The organism is Ruegeria sp. CG3 (genome assembly GCF_056537205.1).
Map to the genome: position 1 here is coordinate 360,896 of NZ_JBQFRC010000003.1, position 22,167 is coordinate 383,062.

Consider the following 22,167-nt stretch of genomic DNA (forward strand, 5'->3'; position numbering starts at 1 on the left):
AGCACGAAAAAAGGCGGTGGAAATCCACCGCCTTTCTTTTTTTTCGTAGTCCGTTGGACTTAGCCTGCGGCAACAGCTGCGGCAACAACGACCAGCAGGATCAGCGGCAGGATGATGCCCTGCGACGAGCCCTGGGTTTCTTCGACGACAACAGGTGCCTCAACAACCGGCTCTTCCAGGTTGCCAGCATATGCGGTCGAAGCAGCAGCGGTCAGTGCAGCAGCGAGTACAAGTTTCTTCATATTAACCTCCAGAGTTTGCGCGATCCCAATTGCGGAACCACACACCTAAGACTTACCTCGTGGTTTTTTCTAATCAGCAAAGCAGAACGAATGCAATTGCAACTTGCAGTGCAAGCGGGTTGGCGCGCGAAAATGTCGTCAAATTAGCAACACTTGCGTCCCGACCTTCGCCATGGCGTACAGCTCTGCGATGTTCTCATTGAACAACCCGATGCACCCGTTCGACGACCGGCGGCCGATTTTCCGCGTATCGTGGGTTCCGTGGATCCGGTAATACTTCCAGCTGAGATACAAAGCGTGCGTTCCCAGCGGGTTATCGGGCCCCGGAGGGATGTAATCCGGCCATTCCGGGTTTCTTTTCTTCATCGACGGCGTCGGCGACCAGCTGGGCCCCTCGACCTTGCGGATGACACTCGTGCGACCGCGGCGGGTCAGTTCTTCGGTCAGCGGAACCGACGACGGGTACAGCTTGTAGACGGTCTGGTCTTCCGACCAGTAGTGCAAAGCGCGGGAAACGGTGTCGACCAGAATCGCCCCGTTCCGGGTGTTCGAGAAGTAGGGCTGCCATTGCTGCGCCTTGAAGCCCGACACATTGCGGCGAACGGCCGGTTCAGCCTCGGGTGCAGGGCGCAATGGGTCGCCCGGGATGTATTGGGCGATCGCCGGGCTGGCGAGCAAAGACGATGCGCCTGCGAGGAATCCGCGGCGGGACGAAGAGAAAACGCGTTTCTTGACCATGGTGACAGGTCCTCTGCGAAAGATGTGCAAGAATCCGCTCTATGTTATTGCCAGAATGCTTCAGTCGCAAATCAAACCGGCAGAATCATGCGGGTTCGTGCATTTGAGCCTTTGCTCATGGGCCGCTGGCAGGGTATTGCCAATTGGAAACAAGCAAACCGGACTCATCATGACGCGCATTTTTTCCCTGCTCTTGATTTGCCTTGTCGCACTGGCGGCATGTACCGACGTGAGCGGCACTTCAACCCTTGGTGCGGATGGGCGCCCGCTGCCCAAAGCCTACAAGATCCGGGGAAATCCCGAAAAACTGCAGTTCCGCATGCTTGATTCTGTAAACGCCCTGCGGCAGGCGTCGGGACTGCAGTCGGTGCAGTTGAACGCGCAGTTGAACGCAGCGGCGGCGACGCACGCCAAGGACATGTCGCGGCAGAACCGGCCCTGGCATTTCGGCTCGGACGGATCTTCGCCGCTCGACCGGGTGGCCCGTGCCGGTTATGCGGGGCGTTTCCTGGGTGAAGCGATTTCCGAGACCTACGAGACCGAAACCGAAACCCTGGCCGCGTGGATGCAGGAACCGGGTCCGCGATCGGTGATCATGGACCCGCAAGCAACCCAGATGGGGTTTGCATGGCACCAGGAAAACGGCGGGAAGATCTGGTGGACGCTCGAGATGGGAACCGGCGGTTAAGCATGGCCCAAGACGAAAAAAAAGCCCCCGAAATCCGGGGGCTTTTTTCTTTCTAACAAGTCTCAGGCAGCTTGCATGGACTGAGCTGTGGTCAGGATCGCATACAGCTTGACCGGATCCGGGTTGGCCCGAAGCTTCGAGCAGACCGCGCCGTCGCGCAGCGTGCGCGATACCAGCGCCAAGGCCTTGAGATGCTCGACACCGGCGTCTTCCGGGGCGAACAGCGCAAAGGCCAGATCCACGGGCTGACGGTCGACCGATCCGAAGTCGATGGGCTTTTCCAGCATGACGAACACGCCGGCAACCGAGTCGATCTCGGACAAACGGGCGTGGGGCAGGGCAACACCATGGCCAACGCCGGTCGGTCCAAGGCTTTCCCGCTCCAGCAGGCAGTCTACGATGGTCTGCGGATCAAGTCCGAGTGCGCCCGCGGCGACGTCACCGATTTCCTGAAACAACCGTTTTTTGCTGGACGCTGCAGATAGCACGCGCACCGCTTCGGGCTTCAGTATGCTCGACAAATCCATGTTTTGCTCCACGGCGACGCCCCCAGAATCCGGGGGCCCCGCCCAATTCTTGCCTGTTACGGATCGATCCAGCCGATATTGCCGTCATCTCGGCGATACACGACGTTCAATCCGTCCTTGTTTTCATTCCTGAACACCAGCACCGGGGCGCCGGCCAATTCCATTTGCATGACAGCTTCGCCGACACTCAACGATGGGATCTTGGTTTCCATCTCAGCCACGATGATGGGCTGCAATGAGTCGGGTTCGTCGGCCACGTCCGATTCGTTCGAGGCGAGGATATAAGATGACGCTCCGAAGAGTTCAACCGGCTGAGCCCGTTCACGATGGTGGTCCTTGAGGCGACGCTTGTAGCGACGCAGTTGTTTCTCCATCTTTTCGCAGCACGCCTCGAATGCTGCATAGATTTCGGTTGCATGTGCCTTGGCCTGGGCTGTCAGGCCCGTGGACATATGTATGGTGGTTTCGCACACATACTCATGCGCTGAACGGGAAAAGACGACGTTGGCATCCGTCGGTCGCTGAGCATATTTGCTCACGACCTCGCCCAATGCGTCCTGCACGTGTGTCTGCAAGGCTGCACCAATGTCGATCTGTTTGCCGCTGATTTGGTAACGCATGTGATCTCCTTCACAATTCACACCCATTATGACGTCACGTCAGGTGACATGCTTGTTTTTATCGGGTGGGGGGTAGAGACATGTTTCGCGGTTGTCCTCGGTAGGGCCCTTCGGAGAAGGGAGATCGAGATCCAGTCTGGAACCGCGAAAATGCCATGTCCCAATTGAGCCAAGAGGCGGCAGAAGAGTCAATCAAAACAGGAGTGTATATACGCGAATTCTGTCATGCGCCTGGCGCAATCACAGCTAAGCCTATGAAATCTTGAAGTTTTCACCCAAATACACGCGGCGGACATTTTCGTTTTCCACCACCTCGTCGGGCGATCCGGACATCAGCATCTGCCCGTCGTGCAGGATATAGGCGCGGTCCACAATTTCCAGCGTTTCCCGCACGTTGTGGTCGGTGATCAGTACGCCGATTCCACGCTTTTTCAGATCCGCCACCAGATGCCGGATATCGCCCACGCTGATCGGGTCGACGCCGGCAAATGGCTCGTCCAGCAGCAGGTACTTGGGGTCGGCGGCCAGACAGCGGGCTATCTCGACGCGACGGCGCTCACCGCCCGACAATGCAAGGGCAGGCGCCCGCCGCAAATGCTCGATCGAAAAATCCGAGAGCAGCTCTTCCAGACGTTCCTTGCGGCGGTGCACATGCTTCACCGCAATGTCGAGCACGGCCGAGATATTGTCCTCGACACTCAAGCCGCGAAAGATCGACATTTCCTGCGGCAGATACCCAATGCCCATGCGCGCCCGGCGATACATCGGCAGCGTGGTCACATTCTGACCGTCCAACGTGACCGTTCCGGCCTCGGGGAACACCAGCCCGGCAACGGAATAGAACGTGGTCGTCTTGCCCGAGCCGTTCGGCCCTAGCAACGCAACGACCTCGGACCGGTCCAGCGTCATCGACACGTCCCGGATCACGGTCTTTTTGCGATAAGATTTGCGCAGTTTCTGAATCTTCAGACCCTGAGACCCTTCGGCAACGGACAGTTGCGGGCCCGCCATCAATTGCCGCCCTGCTGAAGGATCGTCTTGACCCGCCCCGACATGGTCGCGGTTCCGCTTGTCAGGTTCGCAATCATCTGGTCGCCGCTGATCGTGCTGGGCCCCTGCGTCAGCAGAACGTTGCCCTTCATCACGATCACACCCGAGTCGATGGTGTATTCCGCCCAGTCCCCTTCGGCGGCATCCGGCGGGCTGACAAGCACGACGTTTTCCGATGCCTCCATGCGTTCGATCCCCGACCGATCCTGGTTGTAGATCACCAACACGCGACCGGCGGACAGGCGCATTTCGCCCTGCACTACAATGACGTTGCCAAGAAACTCGGCCGAACCGTCCTCTTGATTGACGTTCAGCGTCTCGGATGTCACTTCGACCGGCAGACTGGGATCGGCTTTCACCGACCCAAAGGCCACCTGCGCTTCTTGCGCGGAAGATGGCACCGAACCCACGGCCAGAGCGAAACAAACGAGGACGAAACGAAAATCAAACACAGTCTATCTTTCGGCTTTTTTCGGCTCATATAACAGCTTAACGCCATCTGTAAAAAGAATATGGACCGGTCCACCGTCTTTTTCAGCGCCGAATGTCATCCGCCCGGCCGAGAAATTGCCGATTGGTCCTGTTCCCTGCACCTGACCTGGCGTATCGCCCCGGATCTCGTCCAATGAAGTATTCAACAGGTCTGTCGTCACCCGGATACCGTCCGTGGTTGTGATCACCACGTCCCCCGTGAAGGTGGCCGTCGCCTTGTCCGGTCGGATCGACCCCGAGTTGGAGTCCAGCGTGATCACCCCACCGTTCAGCAGGCCGAACCGGCCACGGAATTCGGTTGCTCTTGGATCGCTGTCGGCAGTTCCCTGGCTGGCCCGCACCGCCTCGACCTGGACATCTTCGCCCTTGCGGGTGGTCCCCCGATAGTTCGGGCGGGTCACAAGCTGCCCCTCAAGCCGTTCGTCGATATCCTGCTGGGTGAACGGACCCGAGACGTTTGTTTCGATGCTGCGCGACAGCAGGAATACCGTGGACAGCAGCAGAATCGCCGCCAGCGGCAACAGAACCTTCAGGAACTGCACCATTCGGGAATAGCGGTCCACCTGCGCCTCCTGTCAGCCAAGCCCGACGCGCAGGCAATCGTGAATATGCAGAAGGCCCTGCGCCAATCCCGGTTGTTCGGGGTCGACGACGAACAACGAGGTGATCTTGCGCGCGTTCATGATCGCCACGGCTTCTTCGGCCAGCGAATCCGGTGCGATCGTGGTCGGATTGCGGGTCATGACCTGAGCGGCTGTATTGTCCAGAAGCCCCTCCATGTGGCGCCTCAGGTCGCCGTCGGTGATGATACCGGCAAGCTTGCCATCCGCGTCCGTCACCCCGACCACGCCAAAGCCTTTCTGGCTGATCTCGATCAACGCGTCGCTCATCGGTGTATCGGCAGAAACCAGCGGTACCGCATCGCCACTGTGCATCAGATCGCGTACGGCGCTCAGCTGCGCGCCCAGTTTGCCGCCCGGATGGAAGGCGCGGAAATCCTCTGGTTTGAAGTCACGATATTTCATCAGCGCAATCGCCAGCGCATCACCCATGGCCAGCGTCAGCGTGGTCGAAATCGACGGCACCATCCCATAGCCGCAGGCCTCGCCCAGAGAGGGGATCAGCAAATGCACGTCCGCCTGTTTCATCAACGAGCTTTCGGGCTTGCTGGACAGGCCGATCAAAGGGATGCCGAACCGCCGGGTAAAGGCCAGAAGGTTGGCCAGTTCCGGCGCCTCGCCCGAATTGGAGATCGCCAGAACCACGTCTCCCTTCGACACCATCCCCAGGTCGCCGTGACTGGCCTCGGCCGGATGAACGAAATAGGCCGGCGTGCCGGTGCTGGCCAGGGTTGCGGCGATCTTGTGGCCGATGTGTCCAGACTTGCCGATGCCGCTGATGATGATCCGCCCTGTGGCCTGCAGGATCAGCTGAACGGCTTCGGCAAACCGGTCGTCAAGGCTGTCGGCCAAAACATCCAACGCCCGGGCTTCGTCGGTGATTACCTGACGGGCAACCTTCAGAAAGGATTCATTGTCTGTCATGAGTGCGCAAAAATATCCGTTTCAGGCCATCCGGCCAGATCCAGTCTGGCACGCATCGGCAGGAAGTCAAAACAGGCCTGCGCCATCTCGGCGCGCCCTTCACGCGCCAGCCGCGCGTTCAAGGCATCACGCAAACGGTGCAGATACAGGACGTCGGAGGCCGCATAATCCAGTTGGGCCTCGGTCAGGGTCTCCGCACCCCAGTCGCTCATCTGTTGCTGTTTCGAGATATCGACGCCCAGCAACTCCTGACACAGGTTCTTGAGTCCATGACGATCGGTATAGGTGCGCACAAGGCGGCTGGCGATCTTGGTGCAATATACCGGAGCGGCCAACGCCCCGAAGGCATGATACATCGCGGCAATGTCGAACCGCCCGAAATGAAACAGCTTCAGCACATCCGGGTTTTCCAGCATGGCACTCAGGTTTGGCGCCGAGGTTTGGCCCTTTTCGACCTGCACGATATGGCAATCGCCGTCACCCCCGGACATCTGAATCACGCACAGGCGATCCCGGTGCGGGTTGAGACCCATGGTCTCACAATCAATGGCCACGATCGGGCCCAGATCCAGCCCATCGGGCAGGTCGTTCTTGTACAGATGGTTCGCCACACGTGTTTCCTTCGTTCGGTATCGTCCCCGAAATAGGGTGTTTGGCCTGCAAACTCAACGCCATCCGGACCGATGCCGCGATTGATCTCAGGCAGGCTTGATGCATCCCCATGGGGGGGATAGGGTTAATGCATGAACCCTCACAAGCATTCAACTCATCCGCAGATCATCGCGCGCCTGAAACGCGCACATGGGCATCTGGCCAAGGTCATCGCCATGCTGGACGACCAGGAGCCCTGTCCGGACATCGCTCAGCAGCTTTTCGCCGTGGAAAAGGCGATCACGAATGCCAAGCGGACACTGATCCATGATCATGTCGACCATTGCCTGGCCTCGGGCGACGCCGAATCGGTCGACGCCTTCAAGGCCATCACCAAGTACCTGTGATGCTGAGCGTTCTGCAAAACCGGGTCTATCGTCACCTGCTTGCTGCGCAAATCGTGGCCTTGACGGGCACCGGTCTTGCCACGGTGGCCTTGGGACTTCTGGCCTACGATCTTGCCGGAAGCTCTGCGGCCCTGGTTCTGGGTACGGCACTGACGATAAAGATGGTTGCCTATGTTTCGGTCGCGCCGGTGGCGGCGGCCTTTGCGGAACGGCTGAACCGACGAAAACTCCTTGTGACGCTGGACCTCGTCCGCGCCGCAGTGGCGCTGTGCCTGCCGTTCGTGACCGAAATCTGGCAGGTCTACGTTCTGATCTTCGTTCTGCAATCTGCTTCGGCCGGGTTCACCCCGGCGTTTCAGGCCACGATACCAGACGTTCTGACCGACCAGCAGGACTATACCAAGGCGCTGTCGTTGTCGCGCCTGGCCTATGATCTGGAAAGTCTGGTGAGCCCGATGCTGGCCGCGTTCCTGCTGATCTTCGTCAGCTTCGACAGCCTGTTTCTGGGAACAAGCCTCGGCTTTGTCGCCTCAGCCTTTTTGGTCATGTCGGTTACCCTTCCCTCTCCCACGCCCGTCCGGCCGCGCGAGTTCTTCGACCGCACGACCCGCGGTCTGCGGATCTATCTGGCCACACCGCGCCTTCGGGGGTTGCTGGCTTTGAACTGGAGCGCCGCAGCGCTCAGCGCGATGGTCCTGGTCAATACCGTCGTCATCGTGCGTGCAAGCCTTGGGTTGTCCGACAGTGCCGTGGCCATCGCGCTGGCCGGATTCGGCAGCGGGTCCATGCTGGCGGCATTTGCCTTGCCGGCGGTTTTGCGGCGGTTCGAGGACCGCAAAGTGATGCTGGCGGGTGCGACAATTTCCACCGCGGCCATGGCGTTTGCTGCGATCCTGTCTGCAGCTGTACCCATGAGCCTTGCCGGGCTGTCCGCAATCTGGGCACTGGTCGGCTTCGGATACTCGGCAACCCTGACCCCGTCGGGGCGCCTGCTGACCCGGTCGGCCCACGCCGAAGACCGCCCGGCCGTCTTCGCCGCCCAATTCACCCTGTCGCATGCCTGCTGGTTGGTTCTCTACCCGCTGGCCGGATGGGTCATGACAGCGTTCGGTGCGACAGTGGCCATGGCTTTGTTGACCGTTCTGTCACTGTGCGGTCTGGTCGGAGCTCTGTTGGCATGGCCTCGCGCCGAGCCGGGCGCGGTCATCCACCAGCATCCGGACCTGCCGGTCGACCATCCGCACCTGTCCGGATCGGCAGAGCACGCCCACCCGATCATCATCGACGACCTTCACCCCCGATACCCGCATCAGCCTTGAGCGCAGGCGCCAAACTGGCATACACCCGAACCATCCCTTCGGAACACGGAGCATCGATGGACCAGCTTGATCGCCGCATCATTGCCGCGCTGCAACACAACGCGCGCGCCTCGACCACCCATATCGCGGCAACGCTCGGGGTGGCCCGGACTACGGTGCATGAACGTATCAGCCGGATGGAGAGAAACGGTGTGATCGCCGGATATTCGGTGATCCTGCGCCAGGCCGAGGACACGCCCAAGGTCCAGGTCGTTGTCCTGCTGGAGGTACAGCAGAAAGAAACCGCCCGCATTATCAAGCGGCTGGAAGCCTATCCAGAGGTCAAGCTGTGCCTGTCGATCAATGGAGAATTCGATCTGTTGCTGTCCGCCGAAGCGCCGCGGATCGAGGATCTGGACATTCTGGTTGATGAGCTAGCGGCGATCCCGGGAGTGCTGCGGACCAACACCAGCGTTGTGTTCGGCCGCCGCATCGATCGGGGCTGAGGTCCCGATAACCCTCTGTAAACCCAAAACTGGCTAGCTTGGCCCGGACACAAGAATCCCCGGACCGGCAGAATGCCAGAGCTCAAGTTTTTCACCTCGATCGCCGTTTGGCTAACCGCCGCCGCGCCTGCCGCCCTAGCATGGTCGGATGGCCACGCGATTGACGTCTGCGACCGGGCCGCGCGTCGGGCGGCAATAGCCGAAGGTGTGCCGCAGGATATCCTGTTGGCCGTTACCCGAACCGAGACCGGGCGCACGATGAAGGGCCGCCTGACACCCTGGCCCTGGACCGTCAATGTCGAGGGCAAAGGGTACTGGTTCGCCACCGAGACCGAGGCCAAGGCCTTTGTCTTCGACGTGTTCAAAGCGGGTGCGCGCAGTTTTGATGTAGGCTGCTTCCAGATCAACTACCGCTGGCATGGCAAAGCTTTCCGGTCCATAGACGCTATGTTTGATCCGGATCAGAACGCAGCCTACGCCGCGCAGTTCCTGAAGACGCTCCATGCCGAACATGGTTCGTGGGGGCATGCGGTTGGTGCCTATCACTCGCGCACGCCGGACCTCGCACAGGCTTATACGGACCGGTTTGAAACCATCCTCGCCAATCTCGACGGCGTGCGGCTGGCGCAACCGGGACCCCCGGGCCGCGATCCTTTTTCCTGGGCGGCCGCGCCTTTGATCCCGCCCGGTCGTGGCCGAACCGGGACGGGCCGCTTGGGCTCATTGGTTCCCTCCTCCGCCGCTGCTGCTGCGTTCATCGCGTTCGATCAGGAGTGACGCGTGCCAAAGCTTGACGCCCGATCCCTGTTTTCACCCACCGTTCTACTGGCGTTGGCCTTGATGACGGTGATCGTCATGATGATCCTGCCAATGCCATCCTGGGTGCTGGACATTGGCCTTGCGGCCTCGTTCGCGCTAGCCATCCTGATTTTCACCCTGACCCTGTTCATCGAGCGACCGTTGGATTTCTCGTCCTTTCCAACGATCCTGCTGGCTTCGCTGATGCTGCGCCTGTCGCTCAACGTGTCGTCGACAAAGCTGATCATCGGGCAGGGTCATACCGGGCCCAACGCCGCCGGTGACGTCATCGAGGGCTTTGCCCAATTCGTCATGAGCGGCAGCATCTTCCTGGGCCTCGTGGTGTTCGGCGTGCTGCTGATCGTGAATTTCATGGTGATTACCAAAGGTGCGGCGCGCATGGCCGAGGTCGGGGCCCGCTTTGCCCTTGACGGTATGCCGGGCAAACAGCTTGCCATCGACAGCGACATGTCTGCCGGCGCCATCGATCATCAGCAAGCCAAGGAACGGCGCGAGCTTGAGCAACAAGAAACCACCTTTTTCGGGTCGCTGGACGGGGCATCCAAATTCGTCAAGGGCGACGCGATTGCCGGGCTGCTGATTACCCTGCTCAACCTGGTGATGGGGTTGATCATGGGGGTGATCGTGCACAGTATGCCGGTCGCCTCGGCGTTTGAAACCTATGCGATCCTGACCGTTGGTGACGGGTTGGTCACGCAGATACCGGCTGTCATCATCTCTATCGCATCCGCCCTGTTGCTGGCCCGCGGTGGCACGCAGGGTGCAACCGACACCGCCTTGTTCTCGCAACTGGGGCGTCATCCGGCTGCGCTGGCAACCGTTGCGATCCTGATGGTGCTGTTTGCGCTGGTGCCCGGGTTGCCTTTTCCGCCGTTCATTCTCGGCGGCGTGATCCTGGGCTATGCGGCCTTTGTTGTTCACAAAAAACAATCGGCTGCCACAGAGTCGGCGCAGATGCCGGCTTCGGACGCCGAGCCCAAGGCTTCACAAGGCATCGGAGACGTCCTGGACCTCGACGACGTTCACCTCGAATTTGCCCCGGATCTGGTCAGCATGGTGTTGAACCCCGGCACCGGATTGGACGCTCGGATCGCCAACATGCGGACCTACGTCGCGTCGAGCTTTGGATTGATCCTGCCAGAGATCCGACTGACCGACCGGGCCGACTTGCCGACGGGCACTTACGTCATTCGTGTTCAGGGCGTCGAACAGGCCCGGGGAGTGCTTCACCCCGACCTGATCCTGGCGCTGGTGCAGGACGGGCTGGATCTGTTGCCGGAAGGCAATGACGTCACCGAACCCGTCTACGGCGCGCCCGCCCGATGGATCTTGCCCAAGGATCAAGAGGCCGCCGCGCTGAGCGGCGCAACCATCGTAACCCCGCCCGAGATTCTGGCCACCCATCTGCTGGAAATCATCAAGCAGAACTTCCCGCGCCTGCTCACCTTGAAATCCCTGCGTCGGCTCCTGTCCGAGATGACCCGCCTCAGCGATCCGGTCCGGGCCGAGGCAAACCGAAAGCTGCTGGATGAGCTGATTCCCGACAAGGTTCCGATCGACACCTTGCACGCGGTCTTGCGTCTGCTGCTCGAAGAACGGGTTTCGATCCGCAACATGGCGCTGATCCTGGAAAGCGTGGCCGAAGCGCGGATGACCACGACGCAGCCTGAGGCGATCTGCGAAATCGTGCGCCAGCGACTGGGCTTCCAGCTGGTGGCGGACTTGAAGCGCGGCGACGGCTCGATTCCCCTGATCCAGTTGGCGCCGGAATGGGAGGAGACGTTCTCCACCTACCAGATCGACGCTCCGAATGCTGGATTGGATGTGGCGCTTCCCCCCAATCTGTTCAACAAACTGGCCGATGGTGTCGTCACGACGATAACACGCAGCGCGGATCAGGGTGTGTTCCCGGCGTTGGTAACCTCGACGCGGCGGCGCAGGTTGCTGCGTACCATCATGCACGCGCGGGGAATCTCGAATCCAGTCCTGTCGTTCGAGGAAATTGGGCTCGAAGCGCGGCCGGCTCTGGTCGGAACGGTGCCGGCGTGATTGGGCTGCCGCCGGACTTGCTGGCTCAGCTGGGGGGCGTCCTGTGGTCCTCGTTTGCGGTTTTTCTCAGGGTTTCAGCGGTGGTTTCCCTGCTGCCAGCCTTCGGGGAGCACAGCATTCCAACCCGCGTAAAGCTGGGGGTCGCAATGGCGTTCACGCTGGTCGTCGCGCCGTCGGTTTCCATTGCCGACCCCGACAGTGGCCTGATGCCGCTGGTTCAATTGATACTGACCGAAATCCTGATCGGCCTGACCCTGGGGATCGGACTTCGGCTACTGGTACTCGCCCTTCAAACCGCCGGGTCGATGGCCGCGCAAGCCACGTCGTTATCGCAGATCCTGGGTAGCGCGGCTGCCGATCCGGCCCCGGCGATGGGACATTTTTTGACCCTGTCCGGGTTGGCCCTTGCCACACTGATGGGCGTTCACATCCGGGCGGCCCAATTCCTGATCGACAGCTATTCACTATTCCCGGTGGGTGCAGCCCCAACAGCGACCGATCTGTCACGTTGGGGGGTGTCGCAGGTATCGCGCAGCTTAGCATTGGCCTTTGGACTGGCCATGCCGTTTGTCATTGCATCATTGATCTACAACCTGGCCCTGGGTGTCATCAACCGGGCCATGCCTCAACTGATGGTCGCTTTTGTGGGCGCGCCGGCAATCACCTTTGCCGGATTGTTCCTTCTGTTCGCTGGAGCGCCGATCATCCTTGCGGTCTGGTCTGACGTCCTGTTCCAGTACTTGCTTGATCCGATCGGAGCACCGGAATGAGCAGCACGGACGACGACACTGACAAGTCCTTCGAGGCGACACCACAGAAACTGCAGAAGGCTCGGGAAAAGGGTGAGGTCGTCAAGTCAAATGACCTGTCCGCCGTTGCCGCCTATTCCGGCCTGACAATCGCTCTTTTGGCGGTCGGGCAGTTTCCGACCGAACACTTGGGATCATCCCTGACGGTTCTGATTGATCGGGCCCCGGAACTGTCACGGTTGTTGACGTCTGGCAGCGCGGCTGCACCGGTCGGCGGGCTGATAGAAAAGGTTGCCGTTTCCGCGGGTATTCTGTTGGCGGTTCCAGCGGCGTTTGTGTTGTTGAACCTCTTGGCACAGCGCGCCCTGGTGTTTGCCCCAAGCAAACTGACGCCGAAGATATCCCGCATTTCAATCCCATCCAATGCCAAGAACAAGTTCGGTCGTGCCGGACTTTTTGAATTCCTCAAAAGCTTCATCAAGCTGGTGATCTACAGCATATGCCTTGCCGTGTTTTTGAAATCCAACCTGGCGGACATCCTGACGGCCGCAGCCAGCCCCGCACGAGCCTCCATCCCGCTGATGATGAACCTTCTGTTTCGATTCCTGTTCATCGTCGTCGCCGTCACGCTGACCATCGGGGTCATCGACTACCTGTGGCAGTATTCCGAGCACATGCGCAAAAATCGAATGTCGCGCAAAGAACTGCAGGACGAGACGAAGGACTCGGAAGGCGATCCGCATGTCAAACAGCAGAGACGCCAGCGCGCGCAAGAGATTGCGACCAACCAGATGATGGCCGAGGTTCCAAAGGCCGACGTGGTCATCGTCAACCCCACCCATTTTGCGGTGGCATTGAAATGGACCCGCGCCCATGGAACCGCACCCGTCTGCGTCGCAAAGGGCGTTGACGAAGTTGCCGCGACAATCCGCCGAACGGCAATGGAGTCAGGAGTTCCGATTCATTCGGATCCGCCGACGGCGCGGGCCCTGCATGCGACCGTCGAGATCGGAAAGGAGATAACGGAAGACCTGTATCGCCCTGTCGCTGCGGCCATCCGATTTGCCGAAGCCATGCGAAAACGCGCGAAGGGAACGGTCGGATGACACGCACGAAGCTAAGGGATCTAGCGGCGGTCACGGCGGCTTCATTCGAAAGAGAGTTTCAGAAACTGAAACCGATACTTGATGCCGAAAGCCGCATTCAGGCACAGATCAGCGCGCTAAACGCGCAGGTCGCCCAAACGGTGTCGGACGCCGCGCAAACCCCTGGGTACCAGATCGCTGGCGCGGACGTCTTGTGGCACGGGTGGGAGTCCAGAACCCGGCGTGACCTAAACACTAAATTGGCGCGCGTCAGATCCCGGAAACTGGCAATGATGGAGGACCTTCGCCAAGCATTCGGCCGCAAGCAGGCGGTTGAGACGTTGCAGCGCGATCAAGAAACCGCGCTGCGCACTGCACGCGCCAGGAAACTGATGAACCAGTGAACCGAAAGCTGAAGCCCGACCTTTGGCGTCAGGTGTCCTGGCGGCTCACGCTCATGATCAAAACACGGGACACGTCACCGCCAAGGTCCTTTCGGGCAACCTCCAACAGGGACTTTCGCAGCACCTCAAGATTGTCCGATTGCGTGAATTCGCCGTCGAACCCACCAATATTCGCGTGATCAAACAGCACTTGAAGAAACCCGTCCCGCAGTTTCGGTTCGATTTCGTAGAACTCCTCCGAGATGCCCGGCCGGGTCTCCAGGCTCAGCGACATGGTCACCAGAGCAGAGATTTCACTTTCTTCGACGACCGGAACGACGAACTGTTTGGTCAACTTGAGATATTCATAGGGACCAGCCTTGCCGGATGTCTCACTTTGGCCGGAGGTTTTATTCTCCTTGTCTGTTGTCTCCTCTGCGTGGCGCTCCGGTGCTTTGGCATCGGCTTCGGTATCCGCTGGTCCCGGTGTCAAAAATAGCCCAGCCGCAGCGCCGGCCCCGAGACCTGCAATCAAAAAGAGAACGGGGAGCAGTTTCTTCATCATTTGAACACCTTAGAACGGCAACAGCGCGTCCAGCACCTGTTGCCCGTATCGTGGCTGCTGAACATCCGTGATCTGGCCGCGGCCGCCATAAGACACCCGTGCAGACGCGATCTTGTCATAGGTAATCTCGTTCTGGCGCGAGATGTCCTGCGGACGCACATAACCAGACACCAGCAGCTCGCGAAGTTCGAAATTCACCCTCAGTTCCTGTGTTCCGGAAATCGACAGGACGCCGTTCGGCAGGACATCGATCACCGTTGCGGCGACGCGCAGTGTCAGCTTTTCCTTGCGTTTCACAGACCCTTTGCCCTTGCTGACCGACGCGGAATCGATCGAAACCGCCTCGTCCAGTGACGCGCCATCGGGCAGGTGTTTCGCTGCACGCTGGGGCAATCCCAAGAGGCCGGGAACCTTGAGATCTTCCGAGCTGCCGCGCGATCGGTTTGTATCGTTCGAGATTTCGGCCTTTTCATCCAGCTCGATCACGACAGTCAGAATATCGCCCTTCTTGATGGCGCGCTGATCGCCCAACAGAGACTGCTGACCCCCACTCCACAGAGACGCGCGGTCCAGGGCGCGCTGGGATTGAGTGTGCAACGGCAAACCCGGCCACAACATCGCCACGTGTTCCGGAGTTTCCGTAGTTGGCGACAGGCTGGGCGGTTTGCCCAGATGGTCCAAACGCCCGCAGGCGGAAAGGGACAGGATGGCCAGCAACAGGGATCTGGACAGCTTCATGATCAAAATACCTCGATTTGGCCGTCGGGACGGATTTTTCCGGTTACCGTCGTTCGTGACGACAGGTTCATGACTCGGATGCGATCACCGGCGGCTCCGCGGCCCAGCGCGCGCCCTTCGACCGCGATGGACAGTCCGCCTTTCACGAAGACAAGCGTCACCAGATCGTTCCGATCGACCAGGGCGGGAGGGCCGACACTTGCCATCAGAATTGGCCGACCGGGATACAGAGCGGTCTTGGCTTCCTGCCCGATCAGGTCTGCAGGATCATTTACCGCGCCGGGTGCCTCACCGGATTTCAACTGAAGATCAGCGGATCCAATGATCTCCTTGGCCCGGATCGTTCTGGTTGGCACAACTATGTCAGCAAAGGCGGCAACCGGAAGAAGCCACAGGGATATGAAGCCCACGACCCGCATCAGCGCACCTGTGTCGTCGCGCCCATCATCTGGTCGACGGCCGAAATCACCTTGGCATTCATTTCATAGCCGCGCTGCGCCTCGATCAGATCGGTCACCTCACGTACCGCATCAACCGAGCTGTCTTCCAAATAGCCTTGACGCAGCATTCCGAGCCCGTCCTCGCCTGGGGTGCCCACGATCGGAGCGCCCGAAGCCTCGGTTTCCTTGAACAGGTTGCTGCCGATGGCCTCGAGGCCCTTGGCATTGGAAAAGCTGGCCAGCGTGAATTCCCCCAGCAGTTGCCCTTCCGCGGTGTCGTCAAAATAGGCGTAGACCTCGCCGGACGCGTTGATGGAAATCGACCGCGCGTCGTCCGGGATGGTTATTTCGGGGGCGACCGCAAACCCGTCCGACGTGACGATGAGGCCTTCGGCCGATCGCTTCAGACTGCCGTCACGGGTATAGGCCGACTGGCCGTTTGGCAGAACCACCTCGAGATATCCGCGCCCTTCGATCGCGATGTCCAGGTCACTGCCCGTCGCGGACAACGCGCCTTGGGCCAACTCGACGGTCACGGCCGCGGGGCGAACACCCAGACCAAGCTGTATTCCCGTCGGCAGGACAGTCCCGTCCGCGGCGTTCACCGTGCCGGCGCGAGCCATCTGCTGATAGTGAAGATCCGCAAATTCAGCTCGCCGGGCGTTGTAGCCCGTGGTCGACATGTTCGCCAGGTTGTTCGAGATCGTCTCGACCCGCATTTGTTGTGCCGCCATTCCGGTCGCGGCAATTTTCAGGGCTCGCATTTCGGTTTCTCCTGCAGTTTCAGATCAGCGCATCAAGGTCTTCAAGGCGCCGCGGACCCTTTCATCTTCGGCGTCCAGAAAACTCTGACCCAGCTCGTAGGCACGCTGGATTTCGATGAGCCGGGCCACTTGGCCGATGGCATTGACGTTCGAACCCTCCAGAAACCGGTTGAGAACCACCGGCTGCTCGACCGGCTCGACCTCGCCTTCCGGTTTGAACAGGGTACTGCCTTCCCGCACCAACTCGGTGCCTTCCGCGGGCTGAATCACCCCGATCTGCCCCAAAACCTGCCCATTCACGCTGAGCGTCCCGTCGCCGCCCACATCAATGGTTGCTGCGTCCGGTGGAATGAAGACTGGGGCCCCGTTGCTGTCCAGTACGCGGTGCCCATCCATCGTAACCAGATCGCCATTGGCGTCCGGTGAAAAGCTGCCCGCCCGGGTCAGACGGTTGCCGGACGGAGTTTCAACCAAGAAAAATCCACTGCCTTCGATTGCAAAATCGAATTGCCCACCGGTTTCCGTCAGCACGCCTTGCGTAAAAGACGTGTTGCGTGCCTGAGCACGGCTCATGGACAGAGAGGGGCTGCCGGGAAGGTCCCGCACAAACTCGGAAAACACCAAACCCTGCTGGCGGTAACCCGTCGTGTGCGCATTGGCGATATTGTTCGCGACCAGACGCATTTCGTTCATCAGCCCGGTTTGACGGGACAAGGTGACGTAGGCTGTATCCATCAGCGGCCTCCTGCAATCAGCGGAACCAGTGTCGAGGTGAAGAATGTGACCAGCGTCTGCGTCATGAACCCCATCGAGACCCAGAACACGATGACGATGGCCACCAACTTGGGAACGAAGGTCAGGGTCATCTCCTGAATGGACGTCAAGGCCTGGAACAGGCCCACGGCCAAACCCGTGACCAGCGCAACCGTCAGAATCGGAACTGACGTGATCACGGCAATCCACAGGGCCTGACGCACGACGTCATAGAACAGACCTTCGCTGAGCATCGTTCAGACCGGCATCCGCAGAATTTCCTGGTAGGCCTCAACGACCTTGTTGCGCACGACAACCGCTGTTTCGACCGCAAGTTCGGTCTGGGCCAGTGCCTGCACGAGGGCATGTGGGTCGGCCTGCCCAATCATGGCGGCATTGGCGACCTCTTCGCTGTGTTTCAGGGTTGCCGCAAAGTCCTGAAAGGTTGTGCGCAGCCCTTGTGCCGCGTCACTTGTTCCCGGATCCGGTTGGGTGGCCGGGCGGGCATGCGCATAGCTCTGAGCCGCGGTGATCGATCGGATATCCATTCTGGCTTTCCCTTATTTTCTCAACAATTCCATGAGGCTGGCCGACATTTGTCGGGTCTGGTCGAACAGTTTGAGGTTTGCTTCGTAACTGCGTTGCGCTTCACGCGCGTCGGCGATCTCGACCATCAGATCGACATTGGACCCTGCGTAATACCCGCTGGCATCCGCCATCGGGTGACTGGGGTCATAGATCCGGGGCAACGCCCGCCGGTCCAGATTGACCCGACCGGCCTGAACCAATTCAGTGCCGTCTTTTTGCACCGTCTCGAAAGGAACCGATTTGCGGCGGTAACCCGGAGTATCCGCGTTCGAGATGTTTTCCGAAACATGGCGCAGGCGCGCGGCTTCCGCCCGCAGCGCGCTGGCGGTGACGGCCAGGGATTTGGAGAAATCGCTCATGACGGCCTCCTCACACCTTGCCCAGACCGGTGCGCAGGATCCCGATCGAGGATTTGTAGATGGCCAGCGCGCGGTCATGCTGTCGCTTGACCTCGACCGCATTCAGCATTTCTTCTTCAAGCGAAACACCATTGCCATTGGGATCGACGGCGCCGCCGCGCATATGTTCGGCCCAAGTCATGCCGCCCGGCCCGACACCGTTCAGATGACCTTCGCGGGTCGCGCTCATTGCGCTGGTGGCACTGGATTTTTCAAAGGCTTCCGCGAAAGGCTCAATATCGCGAGCCCGGTAGCCGGGCGTATCCGCATTGGCCATGTTGCGCGAGATGACGGCCTGCCGTTGTCCGGCATGGGTTGCCAGGGCGTACGCAACTTTAAAGACGTTCAGGTCCGAGAACATCGGGGCTTCTCCCTCGATCAATTTCAATCAAGGCTTAACCCCGATTCCTTTAGAAACCGTTTTCAGAAACCAATTGGAGCCGACGCCATGTCCGACCTCGATCCCTCGATTCTGAAGTACCAGTTCGATCGACTTTCTCCGGTGCGGCACATGGGTCTGGTCGCGGGTGTTTCCGGTGGGGTGATCGAGGTCGAAGGGCTGGCGGAACACGCGCGCATCGGCGACCATCTGGTTTTGCAGCGACGCGACGACCACCCGTTGGCTGGCGAAGTGCTGCAGGTCGAGGCCGGAACTGTTCACATGCTGCCCGGCGCAGCCCCTGACGGCGTGCGCCTGGGAGACCGGGTCTATCTTGAGCCGACTCCGGTTTTTGCACCCGGTTTGCATTGGCTTGGTCGCGTGGTCGATCCGTTTGGCAAACCACTGGACGGGAAACCGCTTCTGCCCGGGACGCAGGCCCGCAACGTGATGTCCGCGCCCCCCCGGGCCGTCGACCGCAAACCGCTGGGAGACCGTATGCCCACCGGGTTGGCAATTTTGAACACCCTGCTTCCGATCGTCCAGGGGCAGCGTGTCGGCCTTTTTGCGGGGTCGGGTGTGGGAAAATCAAGTTTGCTGGCAACGCTGGCCAGATCCATGCAAGCTGATGCCGTGGTCGTCGCGCTGGTGGGCGAACGCGGGCGCGAGGTGAATGAATTCGTCGAGACCGCGTTGGGCGCCGAAGGTCTGAGGCGCTCGATCGTGGTTGCGGCCACGTCCGACCAATCAGCTCTGGCTCGCCGGCGCTGCGCCTGGTCTGCGATGACAGCGGCCGAGTTTTTGCGGGATCAGGGTCTGAGCGTTCTGTTCCTCTGCGACTCGGTCACCCGGTTCGCAGAGGCGCATCGCGAGATCGCCGTCGCCATGGGTGAGGCCCCGTCCCTGCGGGGGTTTCCGCCTTCGGTCACACCGATGATCGCCGGCCTTTGTGAACGCGCCGGTCCGGGAACCGCCGACCAGGGCGACATCACCGCCGTGTTCAGTGTTCTGGTCGCAGGTTCGGACATGGATGAACCGGTGGCCGACATCCTGCGCGGCGTTCTTGACGGGCATATCGTGCTAAGTCGCGAGATCGCCGAGCGAGGGCGCTTTCCAGCCATCGCGCTCAGCCGGTCGGTCTCGCGCTCGTTACCGGCCGCGGCAACACCCGAGGAAAACAAGCTGATCGCCGAAGCCCGCCGGTTGGTCGGAAGCTATGAGCAGTCCGAAGTGATGATCAAGGCGGGTCTGTACACGCCGGGCACGGACCCGCTCCTTGATCAGGCGGTTCGCATCCATGACGAGCTTGACGGCTTTTTCGGCAAACTCGATCCGGACGGAATCCAGAACAGTTTCAACCGCCTTTCGGTCATCCTGCGCCGGGCCAGCGCCGGAATGGTCCAATGAGGGGTCGGCAAAGCTCTGAACAGTTTTAGATATTAAGCCGCCCTTAATCCCCGCGCTGTTAATCCAATAAGCGGGTGAAAAAGGGTGGTTTAGATGGGTGCGCAATCAAATGCGGCGCCGATCATCATCAAGAAGAAGCGCGTTTCGGGTGGCGATGGTCATCACGGCGGCGCCTGGAAGGTCGCGTACGCGGACTTTGTGACGGCCATGATGGCGTTCTTCATGTTGATGTGGCTGCTGAACGCAACGACCGAAAAGCAACGCAAGGGTTTGGCGGACTACTTCTCTCCGACAATTCCGATCAATCCCGTTTCCGGCGGGGGCGACGGGGCCTTTGGGGGCGACAACATGTTCTCGGAGAATACCATGGTGATGGACGGCTCGGGAGCGACGAACAAGAACCCGACCGAGTCCAAACGCGCACGGGGATCGACCGGTGTGGATGCCGATGGCGGTGGGCGCGGCGCGTTCGAAGACTTCTCGTCTCTCGAGGCGCGACTGCTGGGGCGCTCCGGCGAAAGCATGGTGTCCAAAAAGGCCTTGAAGCATATTGTCACTCGGGTGACGGACGAGGGTCTGATCGTTGAGCTGTTCGATACCGAAGATCAGCCGCTGTTCGAGAGAGGTTCCGATTCTCCGACCCAGATGATGCGTGCACTGGTGCTGCTGGTTGCACGTTCATCGGACATGGTGACGAATTCCATCTCGGTCGAGGGTCACGTTCATTCCTCTCCGGTGGTTCTGGCCCGAAATCCGTCTTGGGATCTGTCGACTTCGCGCGCGCAGGTGGTACGTCAGATGCTTCAGGACAAGGGGGTCGGCGCCAAACGGCTTGAACGGGTCACGGGTCATGCAGATCGCAAGCTGGCGGTGGAAAACCCTATGGCGGCCCGCAACAACCGGGTCGAGATCGTGTTTCTGCGCAATCCCTGAGATCGGAGGATATCTGGCATTTTACTTGTTAGCGCGCTGTTAAGGCCCAGCGCGTTAGCTGTTGCGAGAACGATTGACGCAACAGAAGGGCGTGCCGATGACAATTTCCTCTTCGCTGAATGCCGGTGTGGCCAGCTTGAAGGCCAACGCGAACAGGTTGGCGACCATATCGGACAATATCGCCAACTCTTCGACCTACGGTTACAAGCGGGTTGAGACGGATTTTCATTCGATGGTGACGTCAGGCCAGGGCGGAAGCTATTCGGCGGGCGGCGTCCGGACCACCAGCCAGCGTCTGATCGATCAGCGCGGCTCGCTGGTTACCACCAACAACTCAACCGACCTGGCCGTGCGCGGCCGGGGCATGCTGCCGGTTCGCCCAAGTTCCCAGATCGGAACAGATTCAAACGAAATGCTTCTGACCACCACCGGATCCTTCCGAACCAATGCGGAAGGGTATCTGGTTACCGAGTCCGGACTTGTGCTGCTGGGCTGGCCCGCCAACGCCGATGGGTCCATTCCCAACGTTTCGCGCGACACACCCGCAGCGTTGCAGCCGGTTCAACTCAGCGTCAATCAACTGTCCGGCTCGCCGACCACCGCAATGAACCTGCGCATGAACCTGCCCGCCACGGCCACCGATGCCGGCGCACCTGGTGACACGCAGCCCTTGTCCGTCGAATATTTCGACAATTTGGGCAAACACGAGAATGTCGATATCGAGCTTGTCCCGACGGTGCCGGCCGCCGGGTCCAGCAACGAATGGACGATGATCTTGCGCGATTCCGCTTCGGGCGGTGCCGTGATCGGAGAATACACGCTGACATTTACGGACAGGAGAACAGCAGGCGGCACCCTTGCCAGTGTGACCACCGTGTCCGGTGGCACCTATGATCCGACCACCGGCAGCTTTGTCGTCAACGTCGCCGGCGGCCCGATGGAGGTCAATATCGGTCTGATCGGTGACAGCGATGGAATCACTCAACTGTCCGACACGTTTGCGCCGGTATCGATCACCCGGGACGGATCCGCAGTCGGAACCATGTCCAGCGTTCAGGTCGATGAAAATGGATACGTCTACGCTCTGTACGACACGGGTGTCACCCGCCGGATGTACCAGATACCTCTTGCGGACGTCTCCAACCCGAATGGGCTGACCGCACTCGACAGCCAGACATATGCCCCGTCACGCGACAGTGGAACTTATTTCCTGTGGGATGCCGGCGAAGGTCCGACGGGCGAATTGATTTCCTTCGCGCGCGAAGAATCGACGACCGACGTTGCGACTGAACTGACGTCGATGATCCAAACCCAGCGCGCCTATTCGTCAAGCGCAAAGGTGATCCAGACAGTCGACGAGATGTTGCAGGAAACAACCAACATCAAGCGCTGATCTGAACCTGCAAAGCGGAAA

General features: G+C 60.1%; 30 protein-coding genes. 12 read left to right on the top strand and 18 right to left on the bottom strand.

All coding sequences use genetic code 11. The annotated features are described in order from the left end of the window. Nucleotides 1-59: 59 nt before the first annotated feature. Together ACR0NB_RS15150 and ACR0NB_RS15155 are read right to left on the bottom strand one after the other, a co-directional pair. Complete coding sequence (locus ACR0NB_RS15150; RefSeq protein WP_005979327.1) at nucleotides 60-242, bottom strand: hypothetical protein; 183 nt, start codon at nucleotides 240-242, stop codon at nucleotides 60-62. 138 nt (nucleotides 243-380) lie between these two features. Beyond that, on the bottom strand, nucleotides 381-980 hold the full coding sequence (locus ACR0NB_RS15155; RefSeq protein ID WP_093963635.1) for a L,D-transpeptidase: 600 nt from the start codon (nucleotides 978-980) through the stop codon (nucleotides 381-383). A 169-nt stretch (nucleotides 981-1,149) separates the two neighbouring features. Between ACR0NB_RS15155 and dalA the strand changes: the two genes are divergently transcribed. Continuing rightward, nucleotides 1,150-1,668 (top strand): divisome-associated lipoprotein DalA, encoded by a 519-nt coding sequence (gene dalA, locus ACR0NB_RS15160; protein WP_093963636.1) that lies wholly within the window; start codon nucleotides 1,150-1,152, stop codon nucleotides 1,666-1,668. 62 nt (nucleotides 1,669-1,730) lie between these two features. Here the strand turns inward: dalA and ptsN are convergent, their stop codons facing one another. The 7 genes from ptsN to ACR0NB_RS15195 all read right to left on the bottom strand — a co-directional run bounded on the left by ptsN (nucleotide 1,731) and on the right by ACR0NB_RS15195 (nucleotide 6,512). Further along, the gene (ptsN, locus tag ACR0NB_RS15165) at nucleotides 1,731-2,195 is read right to left on the bottom strand and encodes a PTS IIA-like nitrogen regulatory protein PtsN (protein WP_170343139.1); all 465 of its coding nucleotides are present in this window, start codon (nucleotides 2,193-2,195) and stop codon (nucleotides 1,731-1,733) included. A 56-nt stretch (nucleotides 2,196-2,251) separates the two neighbouring features. After that, a complete protein-coding gene (gene hpf, locus ACR0NB_RS15170; protein ID WP_170342438.1) occupies nucleotides 2,252-2,815 on the bottom strand; it encodes a ribosome hibernation-promoting factor, HPF/YfiA family in 564 nt (187 codons plus the stop codon). A gap of 252 nt (nucleotides 2,816-3,067) precedes the next feature. Then, a complete protein-coding gene (gene lptB / locus ACR0NB_RS15175; RefSeq protein ID WP_480776111.1) occupies nucleotides 3,068-3,826 on the bottom strand; it encodes an LPS export ABC transporter ATP-binding protein in 759 nt (252 codons plus the stop codon). Next, nucleotides 3,826-4,317 carry an LptA/OstA family protein gene (locus ACR0NB_RS15180; protein WP_170359910.1) on the bottom strand — a complete coding sequence of 164 codons (492 nt, stop codon included), beginning with the start codon at nucleotides 4,315-4,317 and terminating at the stop codon, nucleotides 3,826-3,828. The genes lptB and ACR0NB_RS15180 overlap by 1 nt, the downstream gene beginning before the upstream one ends. 3 nt (nucleotides 4,318-4,320) lie before the next feature. Beyond that, a complete protein-coding gene (lptC, locus tag ACR0NB_RS15185; RefSeq protein ID WP_170359908.1) occupies nucleotides 4,321-4,920 on the bottom strand; it encodes an LPS export ABC transporter periplasmic protein LptC in 600 nt (199 codons plus the stop codon). A 12-nt stretch (nucleotides 4,921-4,932) separates the two neighbouring features. Further along, a complete protein-coding gene (locus ACR0NB_RS15190; protein ID WP_170342439.1) occupies nucleotides 4,933-5,901 on the bottom strand; it encodes a KpsF/GutQ family sugar-phosphate isomerase in 969 nt (322 codons plus the stop codon). Further along, the gene (locus ACR0NB_RS15195; protein WP_170359906.1) at nucleotides 5,898-6,512 is read right to left on the bottom strand and encodes a ribonuclease D; all 615 of its coding nucleotides are present in this window, start codon (nucleotides 6,510-6,512) and stop codon (nucleotides 5,898-5,900) included. Before ACR0NB_RS15195 ends, ACR0NB_RS15190 begins: the two co-directional genes overlap by 4 nt. Nucleotides 6,513-6,644: 132 nt before the next feature. Between ACR0NB_RS15195 and ACR0NB_RS15200 the strand changes: the two genes are divergently transcribed. The 8 genes from ACR0NB_RS15200 (at nucleotide 6,645) to ACR0NB_RS15235 (ending at nucleotide 13,809) form a co-directional block, all read left to right on the top strand. Continuing rightward, nucleotides 6,645-6,899, top strand: a complete 255-nt coding sequence (locus ACR0NB_RS15200) for a metal-sensing transcriptional repressor (protein WP_170359904.1) — start codon at nucleotides 6,645-6,647, stop codon at nucleotides 6,897-6,899. After that, entirely contained in the window at nucleotides 6,899-8,218 is a 1,320-nt protein-coding gene (locus tag ACR0NB_RS15205; protein ID WP_480776112.1) for an MFS transporter, read from the top strand. Before ACR0NB_RS15200 ends, ACR0NB_RS15205 begins: the two co-directional genes overlap by 1 nt. A 56-nt stretch (nucleotides 8,219-8,274) precedes the next feature. After that, the gene (locus ACR0NB_RS15210; RefSeq protein ID WP_093963783.1) at nucleotides 8,275-8,703 is read left to right on the top strand and encodes an Lrp/AsnC family transcriptional regulator; all 429 of its coding nucleotides are present in this window, start codon (nucleotides 8,275-8,277) and stop codon (nucleotides 8,701-8,703) included. Nucleotides 8,704-8,775: 72 nt separating this feature from the next. Next, nucleotides 8,776-9,480 carry a transglycosylase SLT domain-containing protein gene (locus ACR0NB_RS15215; RefSeq protein WP_480776113.1) on the top strand — a complete coding sequence of 235 codons (705 nt, stop codon included), beginning with the start codon at nucleotides 8,776-8,778 and terminating at the stop codon, nucleotides 9,478-9,480. Between the two features lie 63 nt (nucleotides 9,481-9,543). After that, nucleotides 9,544-11,571, top strand: coding sequence for a flagellar biosynthesis protein FlhA (gene flhA / locus ACR0NB_RS15220; protein ID WP_480776167.1), 2,028 nt, complete (start codon nucleotides 9,544-9,546; stop codon nucleotides 11,569-11,571). Further along, a complete protein-coding gene (locus ACR0NB_RS15225; RefSeq protein WP_480776114.1) occupies nucleotides 11,568-12,341 on the top strand; it encodes a flagellar biosynthetic protein FliR in 774 nt (257 codons plus the stop codon). Before flhA ends, ACR0NB_RS15225 begins: the two co-directional genes overlap by 4 nt. After that, a complete protein-coding gene (flhB, locus tag ACR0NB_RS15230) occupies nucleotides 12,338-13,426 on the top strand; it encodes a flagellar type III secretion system protein FlhB (RefSeq protein WP_480776115.1) in 1,089 nt (362 codons plus the stop codon). The genes ACR0NB_RS15225 and flhB overlap by 4 nt, the downstream gene beginning before the upstream one ends. Continuing rightward, entirely contained in the window at nucleotides 13,423-13,809 is a 387-nt protein-coding gene (locus ACR0NB_RS15235; protein WP_480776116.1) for a hypothetical protein, read from the top strand. Before flhB ends, ACR0NB_RS15235 begins: the two co-directional genes overlap by 4 nt. A 28-nt stretch (nucleotides 13,810-13,837) precedes the next feature. On the opposite strand, the gene ACR0NB_RS15240 is transcribed toward ACR0NB_RS15235, so the two are convergent. Genes ACR0NB_RS15240 through ACR0NB_RS15280 form a run of 9 tightly spaced genes read right to left on the bottom strand, consistent with a single transcriptional unit; the run spans nucleotide 13,838 to nucleotide 18,395 of the window. Further along, nucleotides 13,838-14,353 carry a flagellar basal body-associated FliL family protein gene (locus ACR0NB_RS15240; protein ID WP_480776117.1) on the bottom strand — a complete coding sequence of 172 codons (516 nt, stop codon included), beginning with the start codon at nucleotides 14,351-14,353 and terminating at the stop codon, nucleotides 13,838-13,840. A 9-nt stretch (nucleotides 14,354-14,362) separates the two neighbouring features. After that, complete coding sequence (gene flgH, locus ACR0NB_RS15245) at nucleotides 14,363-15,091, bottom strand: flagellar basal body L-ring protein FlgH (RefSeq protein ID WP_480776118.1); 729 nt, start codon at nucleotides 15,089-15,091, stop codon at nucleotides 14,363-14,365. Between the two features lie 2 nt (nucleotides 15,092-15,093). Further along, a complete protein-coding gene (gene flgA, locus ACR0NB_RS15250; protein WP_480776119.1) occupies nucleotides 15,094-15,510 on the bottom strand; it encodes a flagellar basal body P-ring formation chaperone FlgA in 417 nt (138 codons plus the stop codon). Next, on the bottom strand, nucleotides 15,510-16,295 hold the full coding sequence (gene flgG, locus ACR0NB_RS15255; RefSeq protein ID WP_170343153.1) for a flagellar basal-body rod protein FlgG: 786 nt from the start codon (nucleotides 16,293-16,295) through the stop codon (nucleotides 15,510-15,512). The genes flgA and flgG overlap by 1 nt, the downstream gene beginning before the upstream one ends. Before the next feature lie 24 nt (nucleotides 16,296-16,319). Then, on the bottom strand, nucleotides 16,320-17,030 hold the full coding sequence (locus tag ACR0NB_RS15260; protein ID WP_170342461.1) for a flagellar hook-basal body complex protein: 711 nt from the start codon (nucleotides 17,028-17,030) through the stop codon (nucleotides 16,320-16,322). Beyond that, nucleotides 17,030-17,302 (bottom strand): flagellar biosynthetic protein FliQ, encoded by a 273-nt coding sequence (locus ACR0NB_RS15265; protein WP_093963653.1) that lies wholly within the window; start codon nucleotides 17,300-17,302, stop codon nucleotides 17,030-17,032. The genes ACR0NB_RS15260 and ACR0NB_RS15265 overlap by 1 nt, the downstream gene beginning before the upstream one ends. Before the next feature lie 3 nt (nucleotides 17,303-17,305). Beyond that, entirely contained in the window at nucleotides 17,306-17,596 is a 291-nt protein-coding gene (gene fliE, locus ACR0NB_RS15270) for a flagellar hook-basal body complex protein FliE (protein ID WP_170461184.1), read from the bottom strand. Between the two features lie 12 nt (nucleotides 17,597-17,608). Next, nucleotides 17,609-17,995, bottom strand: coding sequence for a flagellar basal body rod protein FlgC (gene flgC, locus ACR0NB_RS15275; RefSeq protein WP_480776120.1), 387 nt, complete (start codon nucleotides 17,993-17,995; stop codon nucleotides 17,609-17,611). Between the two features lie 10 nt (nucleotides 17,996-18,005). Then, nucleotides 18,006-18,395: a FlgB family protein gene (locus ACR0NB_RS15280; protein WP_480776168.1), complete on the bottom strand. Its 390-nt coding sequence runs from the start codon at nucleotides 18,393-18,395 to the stop codon at nucleotides 18,006-18,008. Nucleotides 18,396-18,482: 87 nt separating this feature from the next. Here ACR0NB_RS15280 and ACR0NB_RS15285 point away from each other — a divergent pair, with 87 nt between their 5' ends. The 3 genes from ACR0NB_RS15285 (at nucleotide 18,483) to ACR0NB_RS15295 (ending at nucleotide 22,146) form a co-directional block, all read left to right on the top strand. After that, nucleotides 18,483-19,820, top strand: coding sequence for a FliI/YscN family ATPase (locus tag ACR0NB_RS15285; RefSeq protein ID WP_480776121.1), 1,338 nt, complete (start codon nucleotides 18,483-18,485; stop codon nucleotides 19,818-19,820). A gap of 93 nt (nucleotides 19,821-19,913) precedes the next feature. Beyond that, nucleotides 19,914-20,753 (top strand): OmpA/MotB family protein, encoded by an 840-nt coding sequence (locus tag ACR0NB_RS15290; RefSeq protein WP_480776122.1) that lies wholly within the window; start codon nucleotides 19,914-19,916, stop codon nucleotides 20,751-20,753. Nucleotides 20,754-20,850: 97 nt separating this feature from the next. Next, nucleotides 20,851-22,146, top strand: a complete 1,296-nt coding sequence (locus tag ACR0NB_RS15295; protein ID WP_480776123.1) for a flagellar hook protein FlgE — start codon at nucleotides 20,851-20,853, stop codon at nucleotides 22,144-22,146. Nucleotides 22,147-22,167: the final 21 nt, after the last annotated feature.

What these genes read in the sequence shown, in the direction of transcription:
- ACR0NB_RS15150 (WP_005979327.1), bottom strand. Translation starts at nt 242, where the DNA reads ATGAAGAAACTTGTACTCGCTGCTGCACTGACCGCTGCTGCTTCGACC.
- ACR0NB_RS15155 (WP_093963635.1), bottom strand. Translation starts at nt 980, where the DNA reads ATGGTCAAGAAACGCGTTTTCTCTTCGTCCCGCCGCGGATTCCTCGCA.
- dalA (WP_093963636.1), top strand. Translation starts at nt 1,150, where the DNA reads ATGACGCGCATTTTTTCCCTGCTCTTGATTTGCCTTGTCGCACTGGCG.
- ptsN (WP_170343139.1), bottom strand. Translation starts at nt 2,195, where the DNA reads ATGGATTTGTCGAGCATACTGAAGCCCGAAGCGGTGCGCGTGCTATCT.
- hpf (WP_170342438.1), bottom strand. Translation starts at nt 2,815, where the DNA reads ATGCGTTACCAAATCAGCGGCAAACAGATCGACATTGGTGCAGCCTTG.
- lptB (WP_480776111.1), bottom strand. Translation starts at nt 3,826, where the DNA reads ATGGCGGGCCCGCAACTGTCCGTTGCCGAAGGGTCTCAGGGTCTGAAG.
- ACR0NB_RS15190 (WP_170342439.1), bottom strand. Translation starts at nt 5,901, where the DNA reads ATGACAGACAATGAATCCTTTCTGAAGGTTGCCCGTCAGGTAATCACC.
- ACR0NB_RS15200 (WP_170359904.1), top strand. Translation starts at nt 6,645, where the DNA reads ATGAACCCTCACAAGCATTCAACTCATCCGCAGATCATCGCGCGCCTG.
- ACR0NB_RS15205 (WP_480776112.1), top strand. Translation starts at nt 6,899, where the DNA reads ATGCTGAGCGTTCTGCAAAACCGGGTCTATCGTCACCTGCTTGCTGCG.
- ACR0NB_RS15210 (WP_093963783.1), top strand. Translation starts at nt 8,275, where the DNA reads ATGGACCAGCTTGATCGCCGCATCATTGCCGCGCTGCAACACAACGCG.
- ACR0NB_RS15215 (WP_480776113.1), top strand. Translation starts at nt 8,776, where the DNA reads ATGCCAGAGCTCAAGTTTTTCACCTCGATCGCCGTTTGGCTAACCGCC.
- flhA (WP_480776167.1), top strand. Translation starts at nt 9,544, where the DNA reads ATGACGGTGATCGTCATGATGATCCTGCCAATGCCATCCTGGGTGCTG.
- flhB (WP_480776115.1), top strand. Translation starts at nt 12,338, where the DNA reads ATGAGCAGCACGGACGACGACACTGACAAGTCCTTCGAGGCGACACCA.
- ACR0NB_RS15235 (WP_480776116.1), top strand. Translation starts at nt 13,423, where the DNA reads ATGACACGCACGAAGCTAAGGGATCTAGCGGCGGTCACGGCGGCTTCA.
- ACR0NB_RS15240 (WP_480776117.1), bottom strand. Translation starts at nt 14,353, where the DNA reads ATGATGAAGAAACTGCTCCCCGTTCTCTTTTTGATTGCAGGTCTCGGG.
- flgH (WP_480776118.1), bottom strand. Translation starts at nt 15,091, where the DNA reads ATGAAGCTGTCCAGATCCCTGTTGCTGGCCATCCTGTCCCTTTCCGCC.
- flgA (WP_480776119.1), bottom strand. Translation starts at nt 15,510, where the DNA reads ATGCGGGTCGTGGGCTTCATATCCCTGTGGCTTCTTCCGGTTGCCGCC.
- flgG (WP_170343153.1), bottom strand. Translation starts at nt 16,295, where the DNA reads ATGCGAGCCCTGAAAATTGCCGCGACCGGAATGGCGGCACAACAAATG.
- ACR0NB_RS15260 (WP_170342461.1), bottom strand. Translation starts at nt 17,030, where the DNA reads ATGGATACAGCCTACGTCACCTTGTCCCGTCAAACCGGGCTGATGAAC.
- ACR0NB_RS15265 (WP_093963653.1), bottom strand. Translation starts at nt 17,302, where the DNA reads ATGCTCAGCGAAGGTCTGTTCTATGACGTCGTGCGTCAGGCCCTGTGG.
- fliE (WP_170461184.1), bottom strand. Translation starts at nt 17,596, where the DNA reads ATGGATATCCGATCGATCACCGCGGCTCAGAGCTATGCGCATGCCCGC.
- flgC (WP_480776120.1), bottom strand. Translation starts at nt 17,995, where the DNA reads ATGAGCGATTTCTCCAAATCCCTGGCCGTCACCGCCAGCGCGCTGCGG.
- ACR0NB_RS15280 (WP_480776168.1), bottom strand. Translation starts at nt 18,395, where the DNA reads ATGTTCTCGGACCTGAACGTCTTTAAAGTTGCGTACGCCCTGGCAACC.
- ACR0NB_RS15285 (WP_480776121.1), top strand. Translation starts at nt 18,483, where the DNA reads ATGTCCGACCTCGATCCCTCGATTCTGAAGTACCAGTTCGATCGACTT.
- ACR0NB_RS15290 (WP_480776122.1), top strand. Translation starts at nt 19,914, where the DNA reads ATGGGTGCGCAATCAAATGCGGCGCCGATCATCATCAAGAAGAAGCGC.
- ACR0NB_RS15295 (WP_480776123.1), top strand. Translation starts at nt 20,851, where the DNA reads ATGACAATTTCCTCTTCGCTGAATGCCGGTGTGGCCAGCTTGAAGGCC.